The organism is Tenacibaculum sp. TB-53 (assembly GCF_059716285.2).
Genome location: NZ_CM202790.1, coordinates 2981766 through 3007096, shown reverse-complemented (window position 1 = coordinate 3007096; position 25331 = coordinate 2981766). Strand labels below are relative to the sequence as shown.

At 32.5% G+C, this 25331-nt stretch carries 25 protein-coding genes; 11 read left to right on the top strand and 14 right to left on the bottom strand.

Annotation, left to right across the window (positions count from 1 at the left end; all coding sequences use genetic code 11):
* Positions 1-21: 21 nt before the first annotated feature.
* Positions 22-3168 (bottom strand): TAT-variant-translocated molybdopterin oxidoreductase, encoded by a 3147-nt coding sequence (locus tag AC3VJB_RS13815; protein ID WP_437823627.1) that lies wholly within the window; start codon positions 3166-3168, stop codon positions 22-24.
* 32 nt (positions 3169-3200) lie between these two features.
* Positions 3201-4496 carry a c-type cytochrome gene (locus AC3VJB_RS13810; RefSeq protein ID WP_073182520.1) on the bottom strand — a complete coding sequence of 432 codons (1296 nt, stop codon included), beginning with the start codon at positions 4494-4496 and terminating at the stop codon, positions 3201-3203.
* A gap of 217 nt (positions 4497-4713) precedes the next feature.
* On the opposite strand from AC3VJB_RS13810, the gene AC3VJB_RS13805 reads away from it, so the two are divergent.
* Complete coding sequence (locus AC3VJB_RS13805) at positions 4714-5076, top strand: SPOR domain-containing protein (protein ID WP_159610885.1); 363 nt, start codon at positions 4714-4716, stop codon at positions 5074-5076.
* Positions 5077-5154: 78 nt separating this feature from the next.
* Here the strand turns inward: AC3VJB_RS13805 and AC3VJB_RS13800 are convergent, their stop codons facing one another.
* Both AC3VJB_RS13800 and AC3VJB_RS13795 read right to left on the bottom strand, forming a co-directional pair.
* Positions 5155-7053: an amidophosphoribosyltransferase gene (locus tag AC3VJB_RS13800; RefSeq protein WP_497667257.1), complete on the bottom strand. Its 1899-nt coding sequence runs from the start codon at positions 7051-7053 to the stop codon at positions 5155-5157.
* Between the two features lie 79 nt (positions 7054-7132).
* Positions 7133-8059, bottom strand: a complete 927-nt coding sequence (locus AC3VJB_RS13795; RefSeq protein ID WP_497667256.1) for a PfkB family carbohydrate kinase — start codon at positions 8057-8059, stop codon at positions 7133-7135.
* A 192-nt stretch (positions 8060-8251) separates the two neighbouring features.
* On the opposite strand from AC3VJB_RS13795, the gene AC3VJB_RS13790 reads away from it, so the two are divergent.
* From AC3VJB_RS13790 to AC3VJB_RS13765, 6 genes are all read left to right on the top strand, one after another.
* Complete coding sequence (locus AC3VJB_RS13790; RefSeq protein WP_047788294.1) at positions 8252-8677, top strand: SufE family protein; 426 nt, start codon at positions 8252-8254, stop codon at positions 8675-8677.
* A 15-nt stretch (positions 8678-8692) separates the two neighbouring features.
* Positions 8693-9013 (top strand): DUF59 domain-containing protein, encoded by a 321-nt coding sequence (locus AC3VJB_RS13785; protein WP_047788293.1) that lies wholly within the window; start codon positions 8693-8695, stop codon positions 9011-9013.
* Between the two features lie 38 nt (positions 9014-9051).
* Positions 9052-9561, top strand: a complete 510-nt coding sequence (locus AC3VJB_RS13780) for a DUF2480 family protein (RefSeq protein ID WP_497667255.1) — start codon at positions 9052-9054, stop codon at positions 9559-9561.
* Positions 9562-9594: 33 nt separating this feature from the next.
* Positions 9595-10545, top strand: coding sequence for a DUF3078 domain-containing protein (locus AC3VJB_RS13775; RefSeq protein ID WP_082118601.1), 951 nt, complete (start codon positions 9595-9597; stop codon positions 10543-10545).
* 69 nt (positions 10546-10614) lie between these two features.
* A complete protein-coding gene (locus AC3VJB_RS13770; RefSeq protein ID WP_173359322.1) occupies positions 10615-11454 on the top strand; it encodes a DUF3078 domain-containing protein in 840 nt (279 codons plus the stop codon).
* A gap of 82 nt (positions 11455-11536) precedes the next feature.
* Positions 11537-12610: a CNNM domain-containing protein gene (locus AC3VJB_RS13765; RefSeq protein WP_281979606.1), complete on the top strand. Its 1074-nt coding sequence runs from the start codon at positions 11537-11539 to the stop codon at positions 12608-12610.
* 76 nt (positions 12611-12686) lie between these two features.
* Here the strand turns inward: AC3VJB_RS13765 and AC3VJB_RS13760 are convergent, their stop codons facing one another.
* The 7 genes from AC3VJB_RS13760 to AC3VJB_RS13730 form a co-directional block, all read right to left on the bottom strand.
* A complete protein-coding gene (locus AC3VJB_RS13760; protein ID WP_497667254.1) occupies positions 12687-15431 on the bottom strand; it encodes a TonB-dependent receptor in 2745 nt (914 codons plus the stop codon).
* A gap of 39 nt (positions 15432-15470) precedes the next feature.
* Positions 15471-16205, bottom strand: a complete 735-nt coding sequence (locus AC3VJB_RS13755; RefSeq protein WP_053056633.1) for an energy transducer TonB — start codon at positions 16203-16205, stop codon at positions 15471-15473.
* A gap of 109 nt (positions 16206-16314) precedes the next feature.
* Positions 16315-17022, bottom strand: coding sequence for an energy transducer TonB (locus tag AC3VJB_RS13750; protein ID WP_394420326.1), 708 nt, complete (start codon positions 17020-17022; stop codon positions 16315-16317).
* Between the two features lie 357 nt (positions 17023-17379).
* Positions 17380-18579, bottom strand: a complete 1200-nt coding sequence (gene hflX, locus AC3VJB_RS13745) for a GTPase HflX (protein WP_047788288.1) — start codon at positions 18577-18579, stop codon at positions 17380-17382.
* 61 nt (positions 18580-18640) lie between these two features.
* Positions 18641-19204 carry a uracil-DNA glycosylase family protein gene (locus AC3VJB_RS13740; protein WP_047788287.1) on the bottom strand — a complete coding sequence of 188 codons (564 nt, stop codon included), beginning with the start codon at positions 19202-19204 and terminating at the stop codon, positions 18641-18643.
* A gap of 337 nt (positions 19205-19541) precedes the next feature.
* Positions 19542-19904: a DUF8840 domain-containing protein gene (locus AC3VJB_RS13735; protein WP_159509082.1), complete on the bottom strand. Its 363-nt coding sequence runs from the start codon at positions 19902-19904 to the stop codon at positions 19542-19544.
* Positions 19904-21262 (bottom strand): DEAD/DEAH box helicase, encoded by a 1359-nt coding sequence (locus AC3VJB_RS13730; protein WP_173359318.1) that lies wholly within the window; start codon positions 21260-21262, stop codon positions 19904-19906. The genes AC3VJB_RS13735 and AC3VJB_RS13730 overlap by 1 nt, the downstream gene beginning before the upstream one ends.
* Before the next feature lie 68 nt (positions 21263-21330).
* Here AC3VJB_RS13730 and AC3VJB_RS13725 point away from each other — a divergent pair, with 68 nt between their 5' ends.
* Positions 21331-21792, top strand: a complete 462-nt coding sequence (locus AC3VJB_RS13725) for a Na(+)-translocating NADH-quinone reductase subunit F (protein WP_497667253.1) — start codon at positions 21331-21333, stop codon at positions 21790-21792.
* Between the two features lie 69 nt (positions 21793-21861).
* Here AC3VJB_RS13725 and AC3VJB_RS13720 read toward each other — a convergent pair whose 3' ends face one another.
* Positions 21862-22080, bottom strand: a complete 219-nt coding sequence (locus AC3VJB_RS13720; RefSeq protein ID WP_047788283.1) for a hypothetical protein — start codon at positions 22078-22080, stop codon at positions 21862-21864.
* Between the two features lie 106 nt (positions 22081-22186).
* Complete coding sequence (locus tag AC3VJB_RS13715; RefSeq protein WP_073182508.1) at positions 22187-22666, bottom strand: retropepsin-like aspartic protease; 480 nt, start codon at positions 22664-22666, stop codon at positions 22187-22189.
* A 36-nt stretch (positions 22667-22702) separates the two neighbouring features.
* On the opposite strand from AC3VJB_RS13715, the gene AC3VJB_RS13710 reads away from it, so the two are divergent.
* Both AC3VJB_RS13710 and AC3VJB_RS13705 read left to right on the top strand, forming a co-directional pair.
* Complete coding sequence (locus tag AC3VJB_RS13710; protein ID WP_497667252.1) at positions 22703-23467, top strand: TatD family hydrolase; 765 nt, start codon at positions 22703-22705, stop codon at positions 23465-23467.
* A complete protein-coding gene (locus tag AC3VJB_RS13705) occupies positions 23460-23954 on the top strand; it encodes a methylated-DNA--[protein]-cysteine S-methyltransferase (protein ID WP_497667251.1) in 495 nt (164 codons plus the stop codon). Before AC3VJB_RS13710 ends, AC3VJB_RS13705 begins: the two co-directional genes overlap by 8 nt.
* 68 nt (positions 23955-24022) lie before the next feature.
* Here the strand turns inward: AC3VJB_RS13705 and AC3VJB_RS13700 are convergent, their stop codons facing one another.
* Positions 24023-24469 carry a nucleoside deaminase gene (locus AC3VJB_RS13700; protein WP_047788279.1) on the bottom strand — a complete coding sequence of 149 codons (447 nt, stop codon included), beginning with the start codon at positions 24467-24469 and terminating at the stop codon, positions 24023-24025.
* Positions 24470-24572: 103 nt separating this feature from the next.
* Here AC3VJB_RS13700 and AC3VJB_RS13695 point away from each other — a divergent pair, with 103 nt between their 5' ends.
* Positions 24573-25331 carry a UDP-2,3-diacylglucosamine diphosphatase gene (locus AC3VJB_RS13695; protein ID WP_125064458.1) on the top strand — a complete coding sequence of 253 codons (759 nt, stop codon included), beginning with the start codon at positions 24573-24575 and terminating at the stop codon, positions 25329-25331.

The following is a 25331-nucleotide window of genomic DNA, read 5'->3' as shown; positions in this document are numbered from 1 at the left end:
ATATACTTATTAATTTTACTATTAAGCTTCGTTTGTATTTCTTACTTTCACTTGATACACTACGTTTGGTTTTGTACCAATATAATCTAAAACGTGGAAAGCTCTTTTATCTTCTTTTAATGCTGTAACTGTATCTTCAGTGTTGTTTATATCTCCAAACACCATAGAACCAGTAGAACATGCTGCTGAACATGCTGTTTCAAACTCGTCTTTTTTAACAGCTCTACCTTCTTTCTTAGCCTTTAAGATAGTAGCTTGTGTCATTTGAATACACATAGAACACTTTTCCATTACACCACGAGAACGAACTACTACGTCTGGGTTTAACACCATTTTACCGTACTCGTTATTCATGTTAAAATCAAACTCGTTGTTTTCAGCATAATTAAACCAGTTGAAACGACGAACTCTGTATGGACAGTTATTTGCACAGTAACGAGTACCTACACAACGGTTATATGCCATTTGGTTTTGACCTTGACGACCGTGAGATGTTGCTGCTACCGGACATACTGTTTCACATGGTGCGTGGTTACAGTGCTGACACATCATTGGTTGGAAAGCAACCTGTGGATTTTCTGCTGGGTTTTCTAAAGCATCAAATAAATCTCCTTTGCTTAGCTCTAATACTTTTTCAGTATAACGTCTTTCAATTTCTTGGTTAGCTATGTTTGGATTTTGAGCTTTGAACTCCTCCAATGTCATTTTAGCCTTATGTTGCTTATCTTCCACAGTAGAAGAATAATAACGATCAATACGTAACCAAGCCATATCTCTACCAACTCTCATTTCATCTTTACCAACAACTGGTACGTTGTTTTCTGCGTGACATGCAATAACACATGCTCCACAACCTGTACAAGATGTTAAGTCGATAGATAAGTTAAAGTGGTGTCCTAAACTTCTGTCATGCTCATCCCATAAGTCAATTTTACTTCCTTCAACTTCTTGATGATCATAAGAGACCATGAATGGCTTATTCCAAGTATGCTTAGGATCTAATTTTTTATCGTTTACTTCTTTTAATGAAGCTTCTTTTAATATATCGTGGCGACCTGCTAAAGTGCTTTGTACTTGCATACAAGCAAACTTGTGCCATCCTGAAGTTCTTTCAATAGAAACATTATACTGAACATTGTTTCCATTTTGGTAGAATGGATAGGCATTGACACCTACTTGCATTTCTGATTTTAATCCTTGAGTTCTACCGTACCCTAATGCTAAACCTACTGATCCTTTTGCTTGACCTGGTTGTATAAGCACTGGTACTTTATTTATTGTTATGCCATTTACTGTTACGTTAGCATAATTACCATCAATAGCACCATTATCTTTTACTGGGTTTTCAAAACCTAATTCTTTTGCATCTGAAATCGAAATGGTCAAGTAGTTATCCCAAGAAGCTCTTGTAATAGGGTCAGGTAATTCTTGTAACCAAGGGTTATTTGCTTGTTTACCGTCTCCTAACGCTGTTGATGAGTATAAGTTTAATTCGAATCCTGAAGCATTATTAGCTTTTTTCACTAATTGCGCTGCTACTACATTTATATCTACAGTAGTTTCAAAGGCTGTTTCTTCTTCAACAGCAACTTTTTCAGCTTTAAAGAACCCATCATGTAATGCTTGATTCCATGAAGCCCCTCCTAATACATTTGTGCTCCAAAATTCTTTTAAAGTGTCGTAATAGTTCACTGTACTTCCAGACCATTTTAATAAAACGTCTTGTACTTGACGTGTGTTAAATAGTGGCTGTATAGTTGGTTGCATTAAACTATAAACACCTTGCTTCGCCATAACATCTCCCCAACTTTCTAAGTTATGAGGTGCTGGCAATGTATATTGTGTAGCATTAGCTGTAGCATCATCTTGAGTAGATAGAGCTATAGATAATTTTAAATTTTTAATTCCTTCTGCTAAATCAACTGCATTTGCTAAAGTGTATAAAGGATTTACATTATAAGTAATTAAACCTTTTACTTTACCTCCTTTAACGTCTGCTATCAATTGAGCTACTTGGGTATCGTTACCTTGACGCTTTAAATTCACCGCCTCAGTATCTATTACCTCACTATTTAACGCTTTATTGATTGCTAATGCAATTAATTGTGCGTTTTTATCATTTAAACCTGTAACAACAACCCCTTTTGAACCTGCTTTTTTAAGGTCTTTAGCTAATTGCTTTACCTCTACATCAAAAGTTGTTGCTTTTGAAGGAAGGCTATTTCCTGTTATTTGGTTGTATAAGTTTATTAAAGCGAAAACTTGCTCAGATGGTTTGGCTACAATTCTTTTATCGGCATTTGCTCCCGCTAAAGACATGTTAGCTTCTATTTGAACATGGTATGACATTTTACCAGTTTCTACTCTACGACCTTCTGCATAAGACTTTTCGTATCCCCCTTGCCAATCACCAATAAAATCTGCCCCTATGGACGCGATAACTTCCGCCTTACTAAAATCGTAATCTGGCAATGCTCTTTTACCATACATAGCTTCAAAAGCATCAGCAGTTGCACTTTCAGAGATTGCGTCATATACTACATGCTTAACATTTGGGTAAGCTGTAATAAAATCTGCTATTATTTTTTCAGTAGAAGGACTCGCTAAAGTTCCTGTTAATAATACTACTGGTTCATTAGCATTCTTTAATTCGTTTAATTTTGCGATAATTTCTTTATCTGCATCTGCCCAAGAGATTTGAGTTTTTCCTTTTCTTGGTTCTTTTAAACGTAATTTTTCATCGTATAATGATAAAACTGACGCTTGAGTACGTGCGCTAGTTACACCTCCTGCCTCTTTATTTGGCATGATTTGAATTGGACGTCCTTCGCGTGTTTTTACTAATACGTTTGCGAAATCAAAACCGTCTGCAATTGTAGTTGCGTACCAATCAGCAACGCCTACTACGATATCATTAGGTTGCACTACATAAGGAATTGATTTTCTTACTGGACCTTCACAAGCTGCTAAAGAAGCTGCTGCAGTGGTAAATCCAACATATTTCAAGAAGTCTCTACGTGAAGTTGATGATGTTTCTAAGGTATCTTTGTCGCCTAAAAATTCATCTGTAGGAATATCTTGTACAAACTCATTATTACGTAGCGTTTCAACAATAGAACTACCCTTTAGTTCTTCAACACTTTGCCAGTATTTTTTGTTTGAAGCCATTTATATATGTGTTTTTCTACTTTCTAAATTGATTAATAGTGGCATTTACCACACTCTTTTCCTCCTAATTGAGCAATAGTTACTTGCTCAACACCGTACTTCTTAGCTAGTTCTTCATGAATTTTAGCATAGTACTCATTACCTTTTAAGTCAACCTTAGTTTCCTTATGACAGTCAATACACCAACCCATTGTTAATGGCGAATATTGATATACTTCTTCCATTTCCTCTACTGGACCATGACATTTTTGACATGCAATTCCTCCTACAGTTACGTGTTGTGAATGGTTAAAATATGCGAAATCTGGCAAGTTATGAACTCTCACCCATTTAACCGGCTTAGTATTTCCAGTATATTCTAATTTTTCTGCATCCCAACCAGCTGCTTCATAAATCTTAGCGATTTCTTTATCTAAATCAGCTTTTACTAATGTATGATCATCCATCACAACTTTTGTATCGTCTGCTACTTCAGAAATATTCTTATGACAATTCATACAAACATTTACAGATGGTATACCCGAATGCTTACTATGTTTTGCTGCAGAGTGACAGTATTGACAATCTATCTTATTATCTCCTGCGTGAATTTTATGTGAAAAAGCTATTGGTTGAATTGGCTGATACCCCTCATCAACACCAACTTTAAACAAAGTTCCAAACAAGAAATAAGCAGCAATTAAAGCTCCAAAAATAACGGTTAACACTTTTAAGAAAGTATTCTGTTTAATTCCTTGCCACAACTCAGCAGTTTGCCCCATTAAACCTGGAGTTTTTGGAGCGCCTTTTAATTCACTAATAGTTTTTAACAAACTACCAATAATTAAGAATGCCACAACAATAGCTGCAGCCAATATATATATCAACCATTTTGGTGCCTGATCACCTTGAGATCCAACTCCTTCAATATCAGTTCCTGCTGCTGGAGTCTTTTTTAACTCACCAACCGTGGTATAGTAAAGGATATCATCAATGTTTTGATCCGATAACTGCGGAAAAGCAGTCATATTAGAACCATTATACTCTTCAAAAATCGCAATTGCTTCTTTATCCCCTGAAGCTCTTAAAGCAGCATTATCTTTTATCCATGCTTTCAACCATTCATTGGTTCTTCTCTCTTCAATCCCAGCCAAAGCAGGACCAACCAGCTTCTTATCTAACTTATGACAAGATGCACAAAGAGATTTAAACAATTTTTTCCCTTCTTTTTGACGCGCCTCATCAATATCTTGTGAAAACGCCGAAAAACTTACTAAGAAAACTAAAAAGAAAGCTAAACTCTTTGCTAGAGTTTTAGTTAATCTACTGTGATGATTCACACTTTTCATACTATAAAAATATAAGTTTTGTATCTATTTTGGTACAATTTTTTCTGTTACACTAATTTTAAAATTAGCACACAGAAAGTTGCACAAAAGTACTACTTCTGTCTAAATTGTGAAATGTTAAGAGAATCCTAATCTATAATTTATAACAATTCTAAATAACTAGCGTTAACAATGTATTAACTCACAAGTCATTACTTTTGTAAAAAGATTCATCAAAATGAAAAAACATAGCTTAATTATTACTTTTATATTTCTTGTTACTGCTTTTGCACTCAAAGCTAATGCTCAAGAAAAACTTACTGACAACAAGCACATTATTTCACTGATAGAAAAGAAAAGAACCTACAACAAGAGCAATGGAAACGGGTACAGAATCCAACTATATTATGGACTTGAAAGACGCGCTAGAAGCATACGCAATAGGTTTAAAGTTGAATACCCTGATGTTTACACCAAACTAACATACGAAGAACCTAACTGGAAAATACAAGTAGGGAATTATAAAACGCGCTTACATGCTGATAGGGCTTTAAATGAAATCCGAGAAAAATTCTCTGGCGCCATTGTAGTACCTATGTAATTAAACATATTTTACCACATAAAAAAAGAGTAATCGAAAAAACGATTACTCTTTTTTTATTTACTGGCTAATTAATTATTAATAAGCCCTCTTATCATTTCCTTCATAAAAATTGATAAATGCCTGATTTACCACCCTATGACCTCCATCAGTAGGATAATCTCCAGTAAAATACCAATCTCCTAAATTGTCTGGACAAGCTTTATGTAAACCACTTACTGGCTGAAAAATCACCTCGACATCAGCTTTTATCTCTGCAGTTTTTAACATTTGTGCAATCTTTGCAGAAACTTCTTCATCTGTAAAAGGTGCATAAATTTCCTTAACGTAGTTTATCACATCTTTATCTTCACTGCTTTCTTGTTGCTTACATTTTTGATACACTTCATCAACAATATGATACTGATTTGTTTCTTTTAACAATTCCAACGCAGCTTTAAAAGCAATAAAATCGTTAATCTTAGCCATATCAATACCATAACAATCTGGATAACGTATTTGAGGCGCAGAAGAAACTACTACTATTTTCTTAGGATTCAATCGGTCCAAGATTTTAATAATACTTTTCTTCAAGGTAGTACCTCTTACGATACTATCATCAATAATTACTAAATTATCTGTTGGCTTTACAACTCCGTAAGTAACATCATAAACATGCGCAACTAAATCATCACGACTACTATCATCTGTAATAAAAGTACGTAGTTTAGCATCTTTAATCGCTATTTTTTCAAAACGTGGTCTTTTAGAAAGAATTTCAATTACTCTTTCTTTTGAAAGCTTTCCTTCACCCGCTAAAATTGCATCAGTCTTTTGCTGATTTAACACATCTTCAGCAGCTTCCATCATTCCAAAAAATGATGTTTCTGCCGTATTTGGTATGTAAGAAAACACTGAATTTTCTATATCACTATCAATAGATTTTAAAACTTCAGGAAACACATATTTCCCTAAGTTTTTACGTTCTTCATAAATTGATGCATCACTTCCTCTTGAAAAATAAATACGCTCAAATGAACATGCTTTTTTGGGACGCTGTTCTAAAATTGGCGACATTGTTGTCTCTCCATTCTTTTTGATTATTAACGCATGTCCTCTTTCAACCTCTTTTATTGACTCTATATCAACGTTAAAAACTGTTTGAATAACTGGACGTTCAGAAGCAACCACAACTACTTCATCGTCTTCATAAAAAAAAGCTGGACGAATAGCTGATGGGTCTCTCAACACAAACGCATCTCCATGCCCCAGCATACCTGCCATAGCATATCCACCATCCCAGTTTTTAGCCGAACGTTTTAAAATTCGTTGAATATCTAGGTTATCTTCTATGTAAGGAGAAGCATCCTTTTTATTAAATCCTTCTTCTTTAGCTTTCAAATATAAATCTGAAACTTCCGACTGCAGAAAGTGTCCTATTTTTTCTAAAATTGTTACAGTATCAGTAGACTCTTTAGGGTGTTGACCTAATTCAATTAAATCATTTAACAAATGTTTAGAATTAGTCATATTAAAATTACCAGCAACAATTAAGCTTTGATGTTTCCAGTTGCTTTGGCGTAAAAAAGGATGTACACTCTCTATAGAGTTTTTACCAAAAGTACCGTAGCGAACGTGCCCTAAAAATAAGTTTCCAATGTAAGGCACATTTTCTTCTTGCCATTTCACATCATCAACCTTATCTGGATTCTCATCAAAAACTCCATTGATTCTATGGTTGATTTTACCAAAGATATCTTGAATCGGCTGTGATTGGTTGGAACGGATTCTGCTTATATATCTTGTTCCAGGCTCTACATTAAATTTTATACTTGCTAATCCAGCACCGTCTTGCCCCCGGTTGTGCTGTTTCTCCATTAACAGGTACATTTTATTTACACCATAAAACGCGGTACCGTATTTGTCTTTATAATATTGTAATGGCTTCTTTAAACGAACCATTGCAATTCCGCATTCGTGTTTAATAGCGTCACTCATTTAATTTCAAGTATTTAGTTGTGTTGTAGTTTTGTGTGTTGTATAAAAAAATCCGCAGCAAAAAGCGCGGATTTATAGTTTATGATAATGCTATATCAAATTGTGTTAATTCTTTAAACGCTTTTAAGCGTACTTGTACCTCCTCGCTAGTTAACTCCTCCATGCGTTGTGTTCCGAATTTTTCAACACAGAACGATGCTAAGTTAGATCCATATATAATTGCACTCTTCATATTTTCGAATGAAATATCTTCGGTTTTAGCTAAATATCCGCAGAAACCTCCTGCAAAAGTATCTCCAGCTCCAGTTGGGTCAAACACCTCTGCTAATGGCAATGCTGGTGCAAAGAACATATTTCCTTCATTGAATAATAAAGCTCCATGTTCCCCTTTTTTAATTACCACGTATTTTGGCCCCATTTCATGAATTTTCTTTGCTGCATTTACCAAAGAATATTCTCCACTTAACTGACGTGCTTCCTCGTCGTTAATTGTAATAACATCTACACGCTTTAATACTTCATGCAAATCGTTTAATGCTATATCCATCCAAAAGTTCATAGTATCTAACACTACTAACTTAGGTCTTTCATTCATTTGATCTAATACCGATGCTTGTGTTAATGGGTGTAAATTACCTAACATTACAATTGGTGCATCTTTAAACGATTCTGGAACCACTGGTTGAAAATGTTCTAATACATTTAGTTCAGTTATTAAAGTATCACGAGAATTCATATCATTATGATACTTTCCACTCCAAAAGAAAGTTTTTCCTTCTTTTACGATTTCCACTCCATCAGTATTAATTCCTTTATCGTTCATCATATCTAAGTATGATTGTGGAAAATCTCCTCCAACTACAGAAACAACTCCTGTTTGCACTCCAAATTGTGAAGCTGCTAATCCTACAAATGTTCCTGATCCTCCTAAGATTTTATCAGTTTTTCCAAATGGTGTTTCTATAGCGTCAAATGCTACAGTTCCTACTGCTAATAATTTACTCATAACTCTACTTAATATTTCTTCAACTGAAGAAATGTATTTGTTTCATTAAGTCTTTATAAATTACTAAGACTTAAATTTTTACTAATTATACTCATTAAGGCTTAAACTCTCATGTCAACTGCCTTTTTTGTCGTAATTTTGCGTCTTTAATTAAAAACGGTCTTTTTGACTTTGCAAAAATAGTTTTAAAAAATGACTATCAAAGAAATACAAGAAGAAATTATTGACGAGTTTTCTATGTTTGAAGACTGGATGGAGCGTTATGAATACATTATAGAGCTAGGAAAATCGCTACCTTTAATAAGTGAAACTTACAAGTTGGATGAAAACCTAATTAAAGGATGCCAATCGAAAGTATGGTTACATTCTGAATTAAAAGGTGATACTATTGAGTTTACTGCCGATAGTGATGCTATTTTAACAAAAGGAATTGTAGCTTTATTATTGAGGGTATTTTCTAACCAAACACCTAAGGCTATTTTAGACGCCGATACTGATTTTATTGATGAGATTGGCCTGAAAGAACATTTAAGCCCTACACGTGCTAATGGTTTAGTATCCATGGTAAAACAAATTAAAATGTACGCAATTGCACAGCAAAGCAAATTAGCGAATTAAAAGAAGTTTAGAATTATGACTGAAGACAAATTAGAAGAATTAGGAGATAAAATTGTACGTGTATTAAAAACCATATATGACCCAGAAATACCTGTTGACATATATGAGTTAGGTTTAATTTATGATGTTTTTATATCAGAAGAAAATGATGCCAAAATATTAATGACATTAACTTCTCCTAACTGTCCTGTTGCTGAAACTTTACCTGTTGAAGTAGAAGAAAAAGTAAAAACTTTAAAAGAGATTAACAATTGTGAGGTAGAAATCACCTTCGATCCTACTTGGACTCAAGATATGATGAGTGAAGAAGCTAAATTAGAATTAGGAATGTTATAGAGCAGTTAATACAACTTTAACCTTTTCAACTAAAAAATATGTCAGAAGAAATTATAAATAGAGTTGCTAATAGTAAGCTTACTACAATAGACCTTGAAGATTTTTACCCTGAGGGTAAACGTGTAATATTTGATATTAAGGATTGGTTATTTGAAGAATTAATTCTTCGTGAAAAAGATTTTAGAGAGACTGTAAAAAACCATGACTGGTCTCAATATCTAGATAGTTATGTTTCTTTAACTTGTTCTACTGACGCTATTATTCCTTCGTGGGCTTATATTTTACTAACTACTGAACTTACTCCTTTTGCTAAAAAGGTTGTTGTTGGGGACTTAACATTACTAGAAACTGTAATATATCAAGAGATAATTCAACAGCTTAACATCTCTAATTATAAAGACAAACCTATAATAATTAAAGGATGCTCAAATAAACCTATACCACCATCAGCATACACCTTACTAATTGAAAAAATTAAACCTGTAGCTAAAACCATTATGTTTGGAGAGGCTTGTTCAACAGTACCACTTTATAAGAGAAAAAAATAATTAGACTCGTATAATTCCTCAACTTAATCACAAATGAAAAAGCTGTTCTTAATCTTAATTTCTTGTTACTCCTTTTCTTTAGTTTCACAAGAAACTAAAAAAGATAGTATCTCAACTTTAGGTTTACAAAACTCCCCTTTAGACACTAGTTTTGCTTTCTACATATTTAACAAGCGAGTGTTTGCAGAGCCTTTAGTTAAGAAAAACCCACCAAAAAAATGGACTGTAACTGGAAAATACACTTTTCTTTTTAATCAATCATCTTTTTCAAATTGGGCAGCAGGTGGTAACAATACCGTTGCTGGAAATATGACACTTGGTTATGACTTTAACTACAAAAAGAAAAAATGGAACTGGGATAATAAAATAATATCAGCCTATGGATTAAGTTATATAGATGGTCAAGGTATAAGAAAAACAGAAGATCAGTTTGAATACAATTCTCTTTTAGGATTTAAAACTTCAAAATTATGGTTTTTATCTTTTTTTAGTAATTTTAAAACACAATATACCAAAGGTTATGATTATAAACAAGAACCTAAAGTAGCAGTTTCAGACTTCTTTTCTCCAGCATATTGGAGTTTTGGACCTGGTATGTTATGGAAACGGAATGATGACGCTAGAATAAACATAGCTCCCGCAACTGCTCGTTATACTTTTGTTTCTGACGAATTTTCGGGAAAATATGGTGTGGATGAAGGTAAAAATACTAGCTTTAGTTTAGGTTTTAACTTATCTGCCTATTTTAAAAGCGAAATAATGGAGGACGTTACTATGGAAAGCATAGTTGCTGTGTATTCAGATTATTTAAACAAACCTCAAAATATAGATATTGATTATCAGTTAAACTTCTTTGTTAAAATTAATAAAAACCTATCTACCAATCTCAGTTTGCATGCTATTATTGATGACGATGCCTCTAGCAGAGTACAGTTTAAAGAAGTTTTTGGGCTTGGTTTAAACTATATTTTTCATAAAACGTGACTTTTAATACAATATTATTGTCTAACTTCTATGTTAAACATTTATACACTTTAATTTAAAACTATTAAAATGAAAAAATTATTAGCTATTGCTGTTATGTTTGGAGCTTTAACAGCTAATGCTCAAGAAGAAAAAAAAGAAGAGCCTAAAGAAGGATGGAAAAGGAGTGGTAACATCTCTTTTCTATTCAATCAGTCCGCTTTTAATAACTGGTTAGCTGGTGGAACAAATAATATTTCTGGTACCATTGGGTTAAATTATGATTTTAATTACACCAAAGGTGACTGGACTTGGGATAATAAACTAATTGCTTCTTATGGTTTAACAAAGTTAAAAGGAGAAGCAATGCAAAAAACAGATGACCGTTTAGAGTTAAACTCTTTATTAGGTAAAAAAGCTAGTGGGTATTGGTATTATTCTGCTTTTTTTAACTTTAAGACTCAAATGTCTTCTACATATGTTTCTGGCGAGCAAACATCTCATTTCTTTTCTCCTGCCTACTTCCAATTTGGACCAGGTATGTTATGGAAAAAACACGACAATTTAAAAGTAAACATCGCTCCTGCAACTTCTAAACTAATTTATGTACACAAACACCTAACAGACTTAGGACCTGCTTTTGGAGTAGAACAAAACGAGACTACTCGTTATGAACTAGGTGCTGCGGTTAATGCTTACTATAAATTAGACGTTATGAAAAATGTGTCTGTTGAAAATATACTAAACTTATACAGTAACTACTTAGAAGATTTTCAAAATGTTGATATAGATTACACTGTTAATGTGGTAATGAAAGTTAATAAATATCTTTCTGCAAACCTCTCTATGCAAGCTATTTATGACGACAATGCTTTCAAAGGGTTCCAAACTAGAGAAGTGTTTGGTCTAGGAGTAAATTACGGTTTCTAAAAATAAAACATCAAGGTAAAACCTCAAGAACACGTTCTTGAGGTTTTCTTTTTTACGTATTTTAGCCTAAAAATTTTAACAAATGACTTTATTAATTGTTTACGCCACCTTATCTATATTTTTCTCTTTTTTATGCTCCATACTAGAAGCTGTACTATTAAGTGTAACTCCTACCTTTGTAAATGTTAAAAAGAAAGAAGAGAAAGCTTATGCAAACGATCTTGAAACATTAAAGAAAGATGTAGACAAACCTCTTATTGCTATTTTAACTGTAAACACAATTGCTCATACCGTAGGTGCTATACTTGTTGGTGCTCAAGCAAAAAAAATATTTAGTGATGAAGGAAACGGTGTTTTTATCGTTTCTGCTATAATGACAATTTTGATTTTAGTTGCCTCTGAAATTATTCCTAAAACCATTGGTGCTACTTACTGGAAGTCTTTAGCTGGCTTTACAACTAAAGCTTTAAATGTGCTGATTTTCTTTTGTAAATACACCGGTATCATATGGATACTTCAATTATTTACTAAACTATTTGGTAAAGGAGCACATGGAGAAAGTGTTTTAAGTAGAGAAGACTTTTCTGCAATGACAGATATTGCTGAGCAAGAAGGTGTTTTTCATGAAAGTGAAGGTAAAGTAATTAGAAACATGCTTAACTTTAAAGAAGTTCAAGCTAAACATATTATGACACCTCGTACAGTACTTACTACTGCTGATGAAAACCAAAGTATTGAATCTTTTTTTAATGAAAACAGACCTTTACGCTTTTCTAGAATACCTGTATATGCTGAAAATCCAGATAATATAACTGGATATGTTCTAAAGGACCAATTATTACTTTCTTTGGTTGATAATAAAGGAAATGAACCTTTAAAAACAATTAAAAGGGAAATTATAATAGCTAGTAGAGAGTTATCTATTCCTAATTTATTTGAAAAACTAATTGAACAAAGAGAACATTTAGCTTTAGTTGTAGATGAATATGGAGCTGTTAGCGGTTTAGTAACCCAAGAAGATGTTATAGAGACTCTTTTAGGTTATGAAATAATGGATGAGAGTGATAACGTTGCTAATTTACAAAGCTTAGCTAGAAAAAGCTGGGAACAACGCGCTAAACGACTAGGAATTATTAATGATTATGAAAATGAATAATAACTTTAGTCTATAAAATAAAAAAGAGGCGTGAACAAATTCACGCCTCTTTTTTATTTTATAATTTAAACTATTTCTAGTCATTAATTGTCCAAGAAATGTAATATAAAGAACCTATTGCTCCAGCCCCAGGAGCTATAAAATACTCCTTACCAGTAAGGTTTGTACCACCTATTTTAAATCTTGATTTAATTGCTGGTACTGTATAATTTATTTGAGCATCTATTACTGTTCTAGCATCTACTAATCCCTGTAAAAAAGAAGATTGCCAATAGTATTCATCTTGCCAACGGGCATTTATATTAAACCCAAAGTTTTTAAATAAATTTGGATGACCAAATTGAACTTTAACCTTATGTTCCGGTGTGTTAAATGCCGGCTCAAAATCTGGATCAGAAGTTTCTTCAAAATCAAATTTTGCATAGTTATAGCTCAAACCTAAATCAAAGCCTTTAAAAACCTTAGTTGACATTCCTACACCTACACCATACGAGGTAACATCTGCCTTAGAGTTTGTGTTTACTGAGAAAGCTGTTACATCATTATTTTGAAGCGCTAATAAAGCTTGAGCATTTGGAGTTCCATCTGCATTAAACCCTCCATAATGAGGAACAAGAACATCTTTAATTGCTGTAAAAGATTCATAATTGTTATAATACCCATTTACATCTAATTCTAAAATTTTATTGGAGCTTAAATTAACAATACTTCTATACCCTAATTCATATGAAATTACCTTCTCGGGTTTGATTGTGGTTAACTGAGATTTTACAAGGTTTCCTCTGTCTAATTCAGCTCTTGAGAATGAATTTTCAAAAGCATCTCTACCTGTTAAGGTATTACCTCCTCCAATATTAACAATGTAACGATCTAAGTTTTCATCAACTCCTCCTATTAAATGACCTGTACCAATTGGAAGTCCAAAGTACTGCTCTTGTAATGTTGGGTTTCTAAATCCTGTTTGATAAGAGGCTCTAATTACATGATCTTTATTTTCACCTAAAGCATAATTTAAAGACACCCTTGGAGAATAATTACCTTTAAAGTTTGTCGATTTATCATAACGAATCGAACCTGTAAACTTCAGTCTTTCTTCTAAAAACTTCTTCTGTAACTGAGTATAAACACCAAATTCATCAAAAGAAATTTTAGAATTTGCGTCTGTAAAAACAGAACCTTGAGAATTTAAATTAATTTTTCTATATGAACCACCAATTTGGATTTCACCAAACTTAATTATATCACGGAAATTATAGTTACCATCTGCATGGTAATATGACGTTTGGTCTGTTAATTTCGCTCCTCCTTCAGGAACTGTTTTAGAAGCTACATCATTAGCCGCTGCATTAAACTCTGCTGAACCAGGTTCAAAACGTCCTATATTAGCAAAGTCTCTAGCTTTTCCATGGCTCCTTCCTTGTGTTAGATAAGCATTTAGGTAATCTCCAAACCAATCTTTATCACTCTTCCAAGCCCTGTTAATATTAATTGCTTTAAAACGAGAATCAAAATAGTCTCCTGAATCATTTGCTGAATAGTATCCTCTTAAGAAAAAGTTCTTTCCTAAGAACTCTAATCTATGTTGCTCAAACGAAAATCCATCTTGAACATATCTATTAGCTCCTTGATAAATATTTTTTCCTCTTGCAAATCTTGAATTCCAAATAATTTCTAAATTTTCATTCTCCCAAGGACGGTAATGCAAAGAAGCATCAAACTTTAAACCATTTGAGTCATAATCTACTAAACTTGATTCATCATAACCTGTTCTTGTTATTTTTTCATCAGGTAAACTGTTTATGATTGCCGGGGTAATTAAAGGGTTTGTTTTACTTGCCTCAGTTGCAATTTGTTTTAAAGTAGCTCCTACTTCGTCTCCATACACGTTTATACCATCATATCCAGGTAAAGTTCTATCTCCACCAATAGCAACTCCACCTATTCCTGTAGAGTTCCCTGTATTATTCGCATGCCATTCTTCTGACTTATAATAGGTTAAATTAACCTTACCTGCTATCTTCTCATTAAATTTATAGGCCATACGAATACCAAAATCATAAAAAGGATTATTTCCTGCCGCATCTTGTGATGTGAATCCTGTTTTAAAATAAGTGCTAACTCCTGAATGTTTAAACGGGTTCTTGCTTTTAAGAAGCATAATTCCATTAAATGCATTTGCTCCATATAAAGCAGATGCTGCACCTGGTAAGACTTCAACGCTTTCTACATCTAAATCAGACGTACCTGCTAAATTCCCCATAGAGAAAGTTAATGCAGGAACCGCAGTATCCATTCCATCAACCAACTGTACAAAACGTGTATTTTCAAATGAAGAAAAACCTCTTGTATTAATTGACTTGAAACCATAACCACTTTCTCTAAGGTCTATTCCTTTTAAGTTTGCCATTCCATCATAATAGGTTACAGAAGTATTCTTTTTTATATCATTTATACCTATTCTTTCAATAGTTACTGGCGATTCAATAACTCGTTCTGGAGATCGAGATGCAGAGATTACAACTTCATCTAATGCTGTATTTTCTTTTAAAATTATATTTATTTCTTGCTCTTTAGAAGTTACTTCAATTAATTCTGTTTTGTAACCGAAAGCTGAAACTTGAATTATAAAAGGGTAATTTGATTTTGTAGCTAATATGAAAGTTCCATCAGAACTCGAAGTAGTTCTATCACTTCCTATTAGCACTACTGCATTGGAAAACGGCTCTAAATATTCATCGTAAACCTTTCCGTTTATTGTAGTTTGCGCATATATTGACACACCACAAATTACCAAAAACATGGTTAGTAGTTTTTTAAACATATTGTTTATTTTAATTATTTTTATATTGAGTTACTTATGTTATTCATCAAGAGCGAACATGATTGGGAAACCATATTTTACAGATGTTTCTCCTCCTGATTTTTTTGCTGGAATAAATTGTGGCAATTGAGATACCACTCGAACAGCTTCATTATTTAATAATTCTCCATTTTTAGGTCCTAAAGTTTTAATATTCTTAACCTGACCATTTTTATCAATAATAAAACGCACCCAAACTTCTCCTTGTATAGATTCTTTTACTGCTTGACTAGGATATCTAAAATGTTTTTGAATGTGTTTTACCATTTCCATATTAAAGCAATCTAACCTTTCGTTCTTTTTTGCTTTTTTACATGCAGTAAACAGAGGTATTTTGTCTACAGTAGAGAACTTTTCTGCTTTTCGTACTTCTTCTGCTGATAATTTACTTGTTAAGTTTTCAAGGTTGCTTTTAAAAGTTAAAGGTTTACTTAACTCTGTTTGCGAAGTTGTACTTTTTATTGCTGCCGTTCCTGCTCCTGACAAATTTGTAGCATTTGAAACTACTTTCTTTTTCGAAATTTCTCTCTTTTTTAAATACCTTCTATTGGCAGATACTTTTACAGAGATTTGTCTTGTTCCTTTATTTTTTTTGTCTTTTGGAGCAATAGTACATTTTGTTATACTATTTAAATCTACTAAAGACTCTTCTGGCGTCTCACATACTTCTCGTTGCGACATTACATTGGTTACATAAAAGCAAACTAACGTAATTAATAAAATAATTTTTCTCATGCCTTAAAGGTTTAACATTTTTCCAATCAAACAATTACACTTGTTACTCATGAAAATTTGGCATGCAAAGGTATTCTTTTTTTTACATAAAATAAACTATTTTAACACTCTAATAATCAGAACTGTTTAAACTAAAAATCATAGGAAAGCGATATAACACTCTAGTATTTTTGCTTTGTTGTTTTCCTGGAATAAAATCAGGCAATAGTAATACAATTCTTTTTGCTTCTTTTTTTAATATTTCAGGCACATTAATTCCTTCTGTCTTAACCTCAGTCACCTTACCCATTTCATTTATAACAAAACTCACTAAAACTTCTCCTTCTAACCCTTTTTCTATAGCTTCTTCTGGATAAACTAAGGTGGTCATTATATGGTCTTGCATTTTATAATTAAAGCAATCTTCTTTTTCTTTTAATGATTCTTTGCATGACAAGAATGCAGGAATTTCTTCAACCACATCAAAAGAAATTGATTTTTTTGTTGTTTCTTTTATAATAGGGTAAACATTTCCTAAACTACATTCAGCTAGCTCATTTAATGTATTTATTCTCTTTAAACTTTTTGCTTCAATACCTTCTGCAAAACTAATTACTTTCTCAAAATAAATACGTTTTCTTATGTGCCTTCTACTAGGAATAGTAGTTACTATAACTGAAGCTTCTGTATTATTGCTTTCTACTTTCTTTTCTGCTAAACACTTGTGAACTATATTTACATCTACTGAATGAATACTTTCAGATGTACATTTCTCTTGCGCACTAACAGCTTGCATACTGAAATACAATAATAAGAGGGGGATTATTTTTTTCATCATGATCTATTCAGGTTAATACATGATAACTCAAAAAGAGTAAACACTTCTTTTAACTATACATACTTTGTAAGTAAAGATTATAATTACTAGGTATGGCATTATACTAATAAAATTAATTACGTTAAGGCTTTTAATTTATTGTTAGTTAATAAATATGAATAGAATCGTCTAAATTTTGTTTGTGAAGTTTTATTATTTTTCATTTTCAGGGGGATAAAATGGTTAAAAATATAATTTACAATGCTTTATAAAACATATAAAAAGCAACATTAGGGATTATAAATATAACAAAAAAGAACTTAAAGTTTTAATTATTTAAGTCCTTTTTAAGTTATGTTTGCGTTTTTTTACTGTAAACTAATATTCTTGATATAGAAAATCATTATATGGAAAACGTTGAATATGTATTTTCTTTACCTCCTCATATACTTTCTCTTTAAAATTTTCTAAATTATCTTTATTTAAGGCTGAAATAAAAATACTTTCCGTTTCTAAGTCATTCATCCAGGTTTTTTTCCAATCCTCTAGTGTATAATGTTCTTTTGTTTTTTCTGTTATCAAATCATCTTCATCAATAGTTTCATGAGTATAAGCGTCTATTTTATTAAATACCATAACTGTCGGCTTATCTTTACTATCTATTTCATCTAAAATTTTATTTACAGAAGCTATATGATCTTCAAAGTTTGGATGTGAAATATCTACGACATGTAATAATAAATCTGCTTCACGAACTTCATCTAAAGTAGACTTGAACGACTCTACTAATTGTGTTGGTAATTTTCTAATGAACCCAACGGTGTCTGTCATTAAAAAAGGAATATTTTTTATTACCACCTTTCTAACTGTAGTATCTAATGTTGCAAACAGTTTATTCTCTGCAAAAACCTCACTTTTACTAACAACATTCATCAAGGTAGATTTACCAACATTGGTATATCCTACCAAAGCAACACGCACCATTTTTCCACGATTTTTTCGTTGTATGGACATTTGCTTGTCAATAGTTACTAATTTCTTTTTTAGCAACGAAATTTTATCTCGAATAATACGTCGGTCAGTTTCTATTTCTGTTTCTCCTGGACCACGCATACCAATACCTCCTTTTTGCTTGTCAAGGTGTGTCCACATTCTGGTTAATCGAGGTAATAAATATTGGTATTGTGCTAATTCTACTTGAGCTTTTGCTGAGCTTGTTTGTGCTCTACTTGCAAAAATATCAAGTATTAAGTTGGTTCTATCTAAAATTTTACAATCTAAAAAACGTTCAACATTTCTAAGTTGCGCAGGTGACAGCTCATCATCAAAAATAGCTGTTCCAATATCATTGGAATCTATATACGCTTTTACATCTTCTAGTTTACCTGTTCCAATAAAAGTTTTTGGATGGGGTTTATCTAATTTTTGAACAAACCTTTTTACAGCTACTCCTCCTGCTGTAAGTGTTAAAAACTCTAGCTCATCTAAATATTCTTCTGATTGTTTTTCATCTTGATGCTGGGTTATAATACCTATTAAAACCGCTTTTTCTGATATGGCTTCTCTTGTTTCTATCATACATTGCAAAAATACAAATTTATCAATGCATGTATTTAACTTTCTTTTAGTATTAAAATCACTATATCAGCTTTTTTACTGTGGTTTTCAATATGGGTAAAACATCTTTTTCAAACCATGAGTTTTTGGTTAACCAAAATCGATTTCTTGGGGATGGATGTGGTAATACAAAATAGTTAGGCAAGTATTCCTCAAAAGTATTCACTGTTTCAGTGAGTGTTCTTTTAGCTTTTCCTTTTAAGTAATAGTTTTGAGCGTACATTCCTATTAAAATAATCAATTTTACCTCTGATATTTCTTTTAATAAAGGTTGATGCCACTGTGGAGCGCATTCTTTTCTTGGTGGTAAATCTCCTGATTTTCCTTTTCCTGGATAACAGAAACCCATAGGTATTATTCCAAAGTTATTGGTATCATAAAACTTCTTATCAGTAACACCCAACCATTTCCTAAGCTGTTTTCCACTAGCATCATCCCAAGGAATCCCAGACTGATGTACTTTGGTTCCAGGTGCTTGACCTACAATAATGATTTTGGATTTTTTACTAGCAAGAACTACAGGATTGGGTTCTATATATTTCTCACAAATCTTACAGTTTTTTATTTCGTTTAACAGATTCTCCACACTGTAAAGTTACTATTTATGTATAAAAAAACACTCGTTTACATCATAAAACGAGTGTTTTTTAGATTCTAACTATTTAAACCTTAATTATTAATTGCATAACTAGCACCATTACCTAAATCTGATAAAAATGCCATAATAGTTTTTATTAATTTTTTCCCTTTTTTGGTTAGTAGTTGTCTTTTCATTTTTTTAGATATTTTATTAATTTCCCTGAGGTAAAATTAACATACAACTACTTGATATTTAACAGGGTTTATACCCTTTCCAACCTACAAAACCACTCTTTTCCCTTCAGTTAAAAAAGGAGATTAGCACCAAAAATTAGTAAAAGGTTTTATAAGATTTTTATAAAATCATCAAAAGCAACATAATAGGGTTTGTCTTTAAACACAGGCAAATCTACACTTTCTGCATTTGCTATACCTATGCCAGCATACCAAACCTTTGCATTTTGTTTTTCTGCGTGTTTTTTAAAAGTTTCCATCCACAATACATCATATTCTTGGGGTGACTGTATATTGTTCGTAGTTTTTACTAATACAAAAATGGTAGGCTCTCCTTTTTTAAACAACACAAACTGTGGATGCTTTTTCAACTCGCTATTTATTGCAACAAATTCATATCCCATTTCTTGCAGTTTTTTACCCACAATATTCATTCCTAAATTGTGAAGTTCTTGCTTAGTAAGTTCTTGCATTATTTACGTTTCTTATTGCGTTTGTTATAATTTTTATCTCCTCTTGTTTTTGGCTTTTTGTACTTCTTGGCAAGCTCTCTTCTATAAGAACCTCCTTGGTTTGTTTTTTTATTCTTTTCCTTTTTCTCGTGAAAAGCGGGACCTGGAATGTATTCTTGAGAAGTTCTGTTTTTATTTACTTCTCTTTCTTCTTTCGGACGTTCTTCTTCCGTTAATTGCTTGGTTATTTCAACTTGTTCTGGAATTTCTTCCTTTGGAATTGTGTAATCCATCAATTCCTCAATTCGTTGTTTTGCTTCCTGCTCTTTTTCCGTAGCGAATAAAATTGCTTTTCCTTCTCTTTCTGCACGACCTGTACGACCAATTCTGTGCATATAGTTTTCGGGGAAGTGTGGCACATCAAAATTGATTACATGTGTTACTTCTTCTAAATCTAATCCACGTGCAATTACATCGGTAGCTATTAAGATTCGTTTTTCTCCTTTGTTGAATTGTTCTATAGAGCGCAAACGGTAGTTTTGTGTTTTATTTGAATGAATTACACAGGCTTGTGATGGATATTCTTCGGCTACACAATCAAATAGTCTGTCTGCATTTCTTTTATTAGGTGCAAACACCAATACTTTACTAAACTCTGATTTATCAAATAATAAATAGTTTAATAAGTTGACTTTTGTATAAAAATTAGGAACATCATAGCTTATTTGCTGAATGTTATCTAATGGTGTTCCACTTACTGCAATTGCTATTTTATGTGGAGCAATAAAAAAATCATCAATTAATGCTTCAACATCCTCCGTCATCGTTGCTGAAAACATGATATTTTGACGTCTTTGAGGTAATAAATCAAAAATGTTTAACAACTGAAAACGAAAACCCAAATCAAGCATTACATCTACTTCATCTATGACTAATTTTTGAATAGACTTTAATTTTAATACGTTACTTAACGCTAAATCGTACAAACGTCCTGGTGTGGCAACAATAATGTCAGCTCCTTGCATTACTGCTTCTTTATGGCGATTTAAATTAACTCCTCCATATACACCTACAGTTCGTAAAGTGATGTATTTAGCTAGCTTTTCTATCTCTTCTACCACCTGAACCACTAATTCTCGTGTAGGTACTAATATCATCACCCTTGGGTGTTGTTGTTTTGAAAACTTTAAATCACGTAATATTGGGAGTAAGTACCCAAAAGTTTTACCTGTACCTGTTTGTGCAATCCCTACCACATCTTTTCCTGAACGAATTACAGGAAATGCTTGTTCTTGAATAGGTGTTGGATTTACGAAACCTAATTCTTCAATTGAATTTCTTAGTGGATTTGATAAGTCTAAATCTTGAAAAGTCGTCATTAACAATAATTTGATGCAAAGGTACAACCAATATTTTGTATATTTAAGGGAGTAAATCCTTTTTGATTATGGAAATACCTAAACGATTAGAACAAGCACTTATAAAGCTTTATAATGCTTTTCACAACGATGAATTGAATCCTGAATGTTGCTCAGCATGTGCGGTTGGAAATATATTAGACAATCGAGATAGTTGGAAACATCTCAAGAATGATCATGGCTCATTGCAACTAAGCTATGTGGGTAGGGTTCATCAAAATTTAGGTAGAAAATTTAATGGTTACACTCCACTTGAATTACTACAGATTGAGAGGGTGTTTTTAGAAGCATGCGGTTTTACTGTTCCTTTATGTCATTATAATCCAAAACCTCAAAATCCGACCGATAAAGAGAGGTTATTTAATGGTTTATGCGCTGTAGTTTCACAACTATGTAAACTCGAAGGAATAGCTAACGTTATGGATTATGCTAGAGTTTTTGAATATGATAGCGACAACCCTGTATATAAGTTTGATATAATTTATGAATAACATTATTTTACTAAAAATGTTGTTTTTCCTCATTACATCCAAACCACATTTCTTAGACCTAGTGACTTCTTAATTAGATTCTTCGTTTTTATTTTTTTTAAAGAAAGTAACAATATATAAAACAATAATTGACAAAGGCAAAAATGTTGTTTTTAATCTCTGATAAGTAAAAAACTCATCATACTGCTTATTATAGATAAGGGAAGAAAGCTCCCACACATAAATAAGCAAACCAAATATTACCCAAACTAAAACAAAATAGTTAAAAAACAATTTATTTCTTTTCATAGCTATCACAGTATTTTATTATAAAAATATTCAAAATATCTTTATAGTTTTCATTCTAGTATTGAATCTATTTACATTATAAAAATTTATACATAGAGCCACAACATTAGAAAGGAACTTTTAATTTCCTTACTTTTTTCTTTTTAAGCTTCTTTAAATACAATGCCTTCTTGTTATAATCAATAAAGGCTTTTCCTTCCTCTAAAATATCTGCCCCTATAATTCCGTCTACCTCATCAGCATCGTGTTGTTTTAAAGCTGTATTTACATGTGTTAAGTCAAACAATACTAAATCACACTCATTCGCTTTCCACTTTCCTATTTTAAGAGAATTATTTCCTGACTTATGTGTTTCCATATCCGTCGCTCCTGCTCCTGCAGCTTTTACTTCACTTTCTTCAGAAATAAGCTTGAAACGCTCTATTAAATCTAATCCAACACACGAATTAGAAGCGCCTGTATCTAAAATAAACCTTCCTTTAACACCATTTATCTCCGCATCTAACTCTAAATGATTTGTAATCATTTTTTTGAGTTTTATTTTAATGTATTTCTTTTTTCGTAATACTTTTTTCAAACTTGCCATTTCTTGTACTTTTGTCTCGTAAAGATACGGCAATAAATGATTACAGATACACATACCCACTTATATTCAAGTCAGTTTGACGAAGACAGAAATGAAATGATACAACGTGCTAAAGAAGCTGGAGTTTCTCGTTTCTTTATTCCTGCGATTGATAGTTCTTATACTGAACGTATGTTTGACTTGGAAAAAAACTATCCGAAAGATGTGTTTTTAATGATGGGGTTACATCCAACTTCAGTAAAAGAAAACTATCAAGAAGAGTTAGTTCATGTAAAAGAATGGTTAGACCAACGTGATTTTTATGCGATTGGTGAAATTGGTATCGATTTATATTGGGATAAATCATTTTTACCACAACAACAAGAAGCTTTTCGTACTCAAATTCAGTGGGCAAAAGAGAAAAAACTACCGATTGTTATCCATTGTCGTGATGCTTTTGATGAGATTTTTGAAGTACTAGAAACTGAAAAAGGAGATGATTTATATGGAATTTTTCACTGTTTTACAGGAACTTTAGAGCAAGCTGAAAAAGCAATTTCCTACAATATGAAATTAGGAATTGGTGGTGTAGCGACATTTAAAAATGGAAAAATTGACAAGTTTTTAAACCAAATAGACATTAAACACATTGTCTTAGAAACCGATTCGCCATACTTAGCACCTACTCCATACCGAGGAAAACGTAATGAAAGCAGCTACATTACTAATGTTGTAGATAAGTTAGTAGATATCTATGGATTGACTTTCGATGAAATTTCGGAAATTACCACACAGAACTCTAAAGACGTTTTTGATGTCTAACTTACAAACCACATATTATAAAACTCCTATCGGGATCGCCAAAATTGAAGGTAATGAAAACGGAATCCAATCGATTTCTGTATTGGATGAAGATGCTTTGCCTACAATTAGCTTTCCGAAAAAGACTCCGTCTTGTTTACAAAATTGTGTTACGCAGCTGGATGAATATTTTGCTGGAAAAAGAACAGATTTTGATCTACAATTGAATCCACAGGGAACAGCTTTTCAACAATCGGTTTGGAATGAATTATTAAACATCCCTTTTGGAAGGACTAGAACCTACTTAGAACAAACCAAACAATTAGGTGTTGTAAAAGCAATTCGTGCTGTAGCTTCAGCAAATGGTAAAAACCCTATTTGGATCGTTATTCCGTGTCACAGAGTTGTAGGTTCTGATGGCTCATTAACAGGATATGCAGGCGGTGTTTGGCGTAAAAAATGGCTATTGGAACACGAAAGCGGGGCAAAACAACAAACATTATTTTAAGTTGTTTAGTTAAACTTAATTTCAACTTCTCATAATGAAATTCCGAAACAAGTTCGGAATGATTATCGTCAATTTAAGTTCCGTTTTTCAATAAAAAATTTCTTCAGTAAAAATCCACATTCCTCCTCTAAAACCCCTGAAACTACTTTAGTTTTTGGATGCAATTTAGTTTGCAACACAGAAAATCCTAATTTAGGCTCGCTTGCTCCATACACTATCTTCCCTATCTGCGTCCAGTAACTCGCTCCTGCACACATTTGGCAAGGTTCTAATGTAACATACAAGGTACAGTCCTTTAAATATTTTCCACCTAAAAAGTCTGCTGCTGCAGTAAAAGCTTGCATTTCGGCATGTGCTGTAACATCGTTTAATAACTCCGTTAAGTTATGTGCTCTCGCTATAATCTGGTTATTAAAAACAATGACCGCTCCCACAGGAACTTCTCCTTTATCAAAAGCTATCTCCGCTTCTTGTAAGGCTTTTTTCATAAAGTAGATGTCGTCAAACGGATTCATATACGTGGATTCATGTAAGTTCTTAAACAAATGTAGCCAAAATTTGTTTGTGCTAACTCTAAGTAAAATACTTATTTTTACCAAAATTTACGATTTGATTTCAATCAACACTTCTGAAAATAAAAAAGTCTATTTTGCTTCCGATCAACATTTAGGAGCTCCAACATCTGAAGCTAGTTTTCCTCGTGAACAAAAATTTGTTGCATGGTTAAACGAAGTTAAAAAAGATGCTGAGGCTATCTTTATTTTAGGTGATTTATTCGATTTTTGGTTTGAATATAAAACTGTCGTTCCTAAAGGCTTTGTTCGCGTTTTAGGTAAACTTGCTGAACTAAAAGATAGTGGTATCCCGATTTACTTTTTTGTTGGGAACCACGACTTATGGATGCGTGATTATTTTGAAAAAGAATTAAATATTCCTGTGTATCATTCTCCTCAAGAATTTAAAATCAACGATAAATTGTTTTTAATTGGTCATGGTGATGGATTAGGCCCTGGGGATAAAGGATATAAACGCATGAAAAAAGTGTTTACATTTCCGCTATTTCAATGGATGTTTCGTTGGTTGCATCCAGATTTAGGTGTGCGATTAGGACAATATATGTCCGTAAAAAACAAATTGATTTCTGGTGATGAGGATGCTAAATTTTTAGGTGAAGATAATGAGTGGTTAGTACAGTATTGTAAGCGCAAACTAGAAACTAAACACCACGATTATTTTGTTTTTGGACACAGGCATCTTCCTCTAGAAATTCAACTTAAAGACAATAGTGTTTACCTTAACACTGGTGATTGGATTCAGTATTATACCTATGCTGTTTTTGAGAATGATAAGTTAGTTTTAAAAAAATATAACTCATAA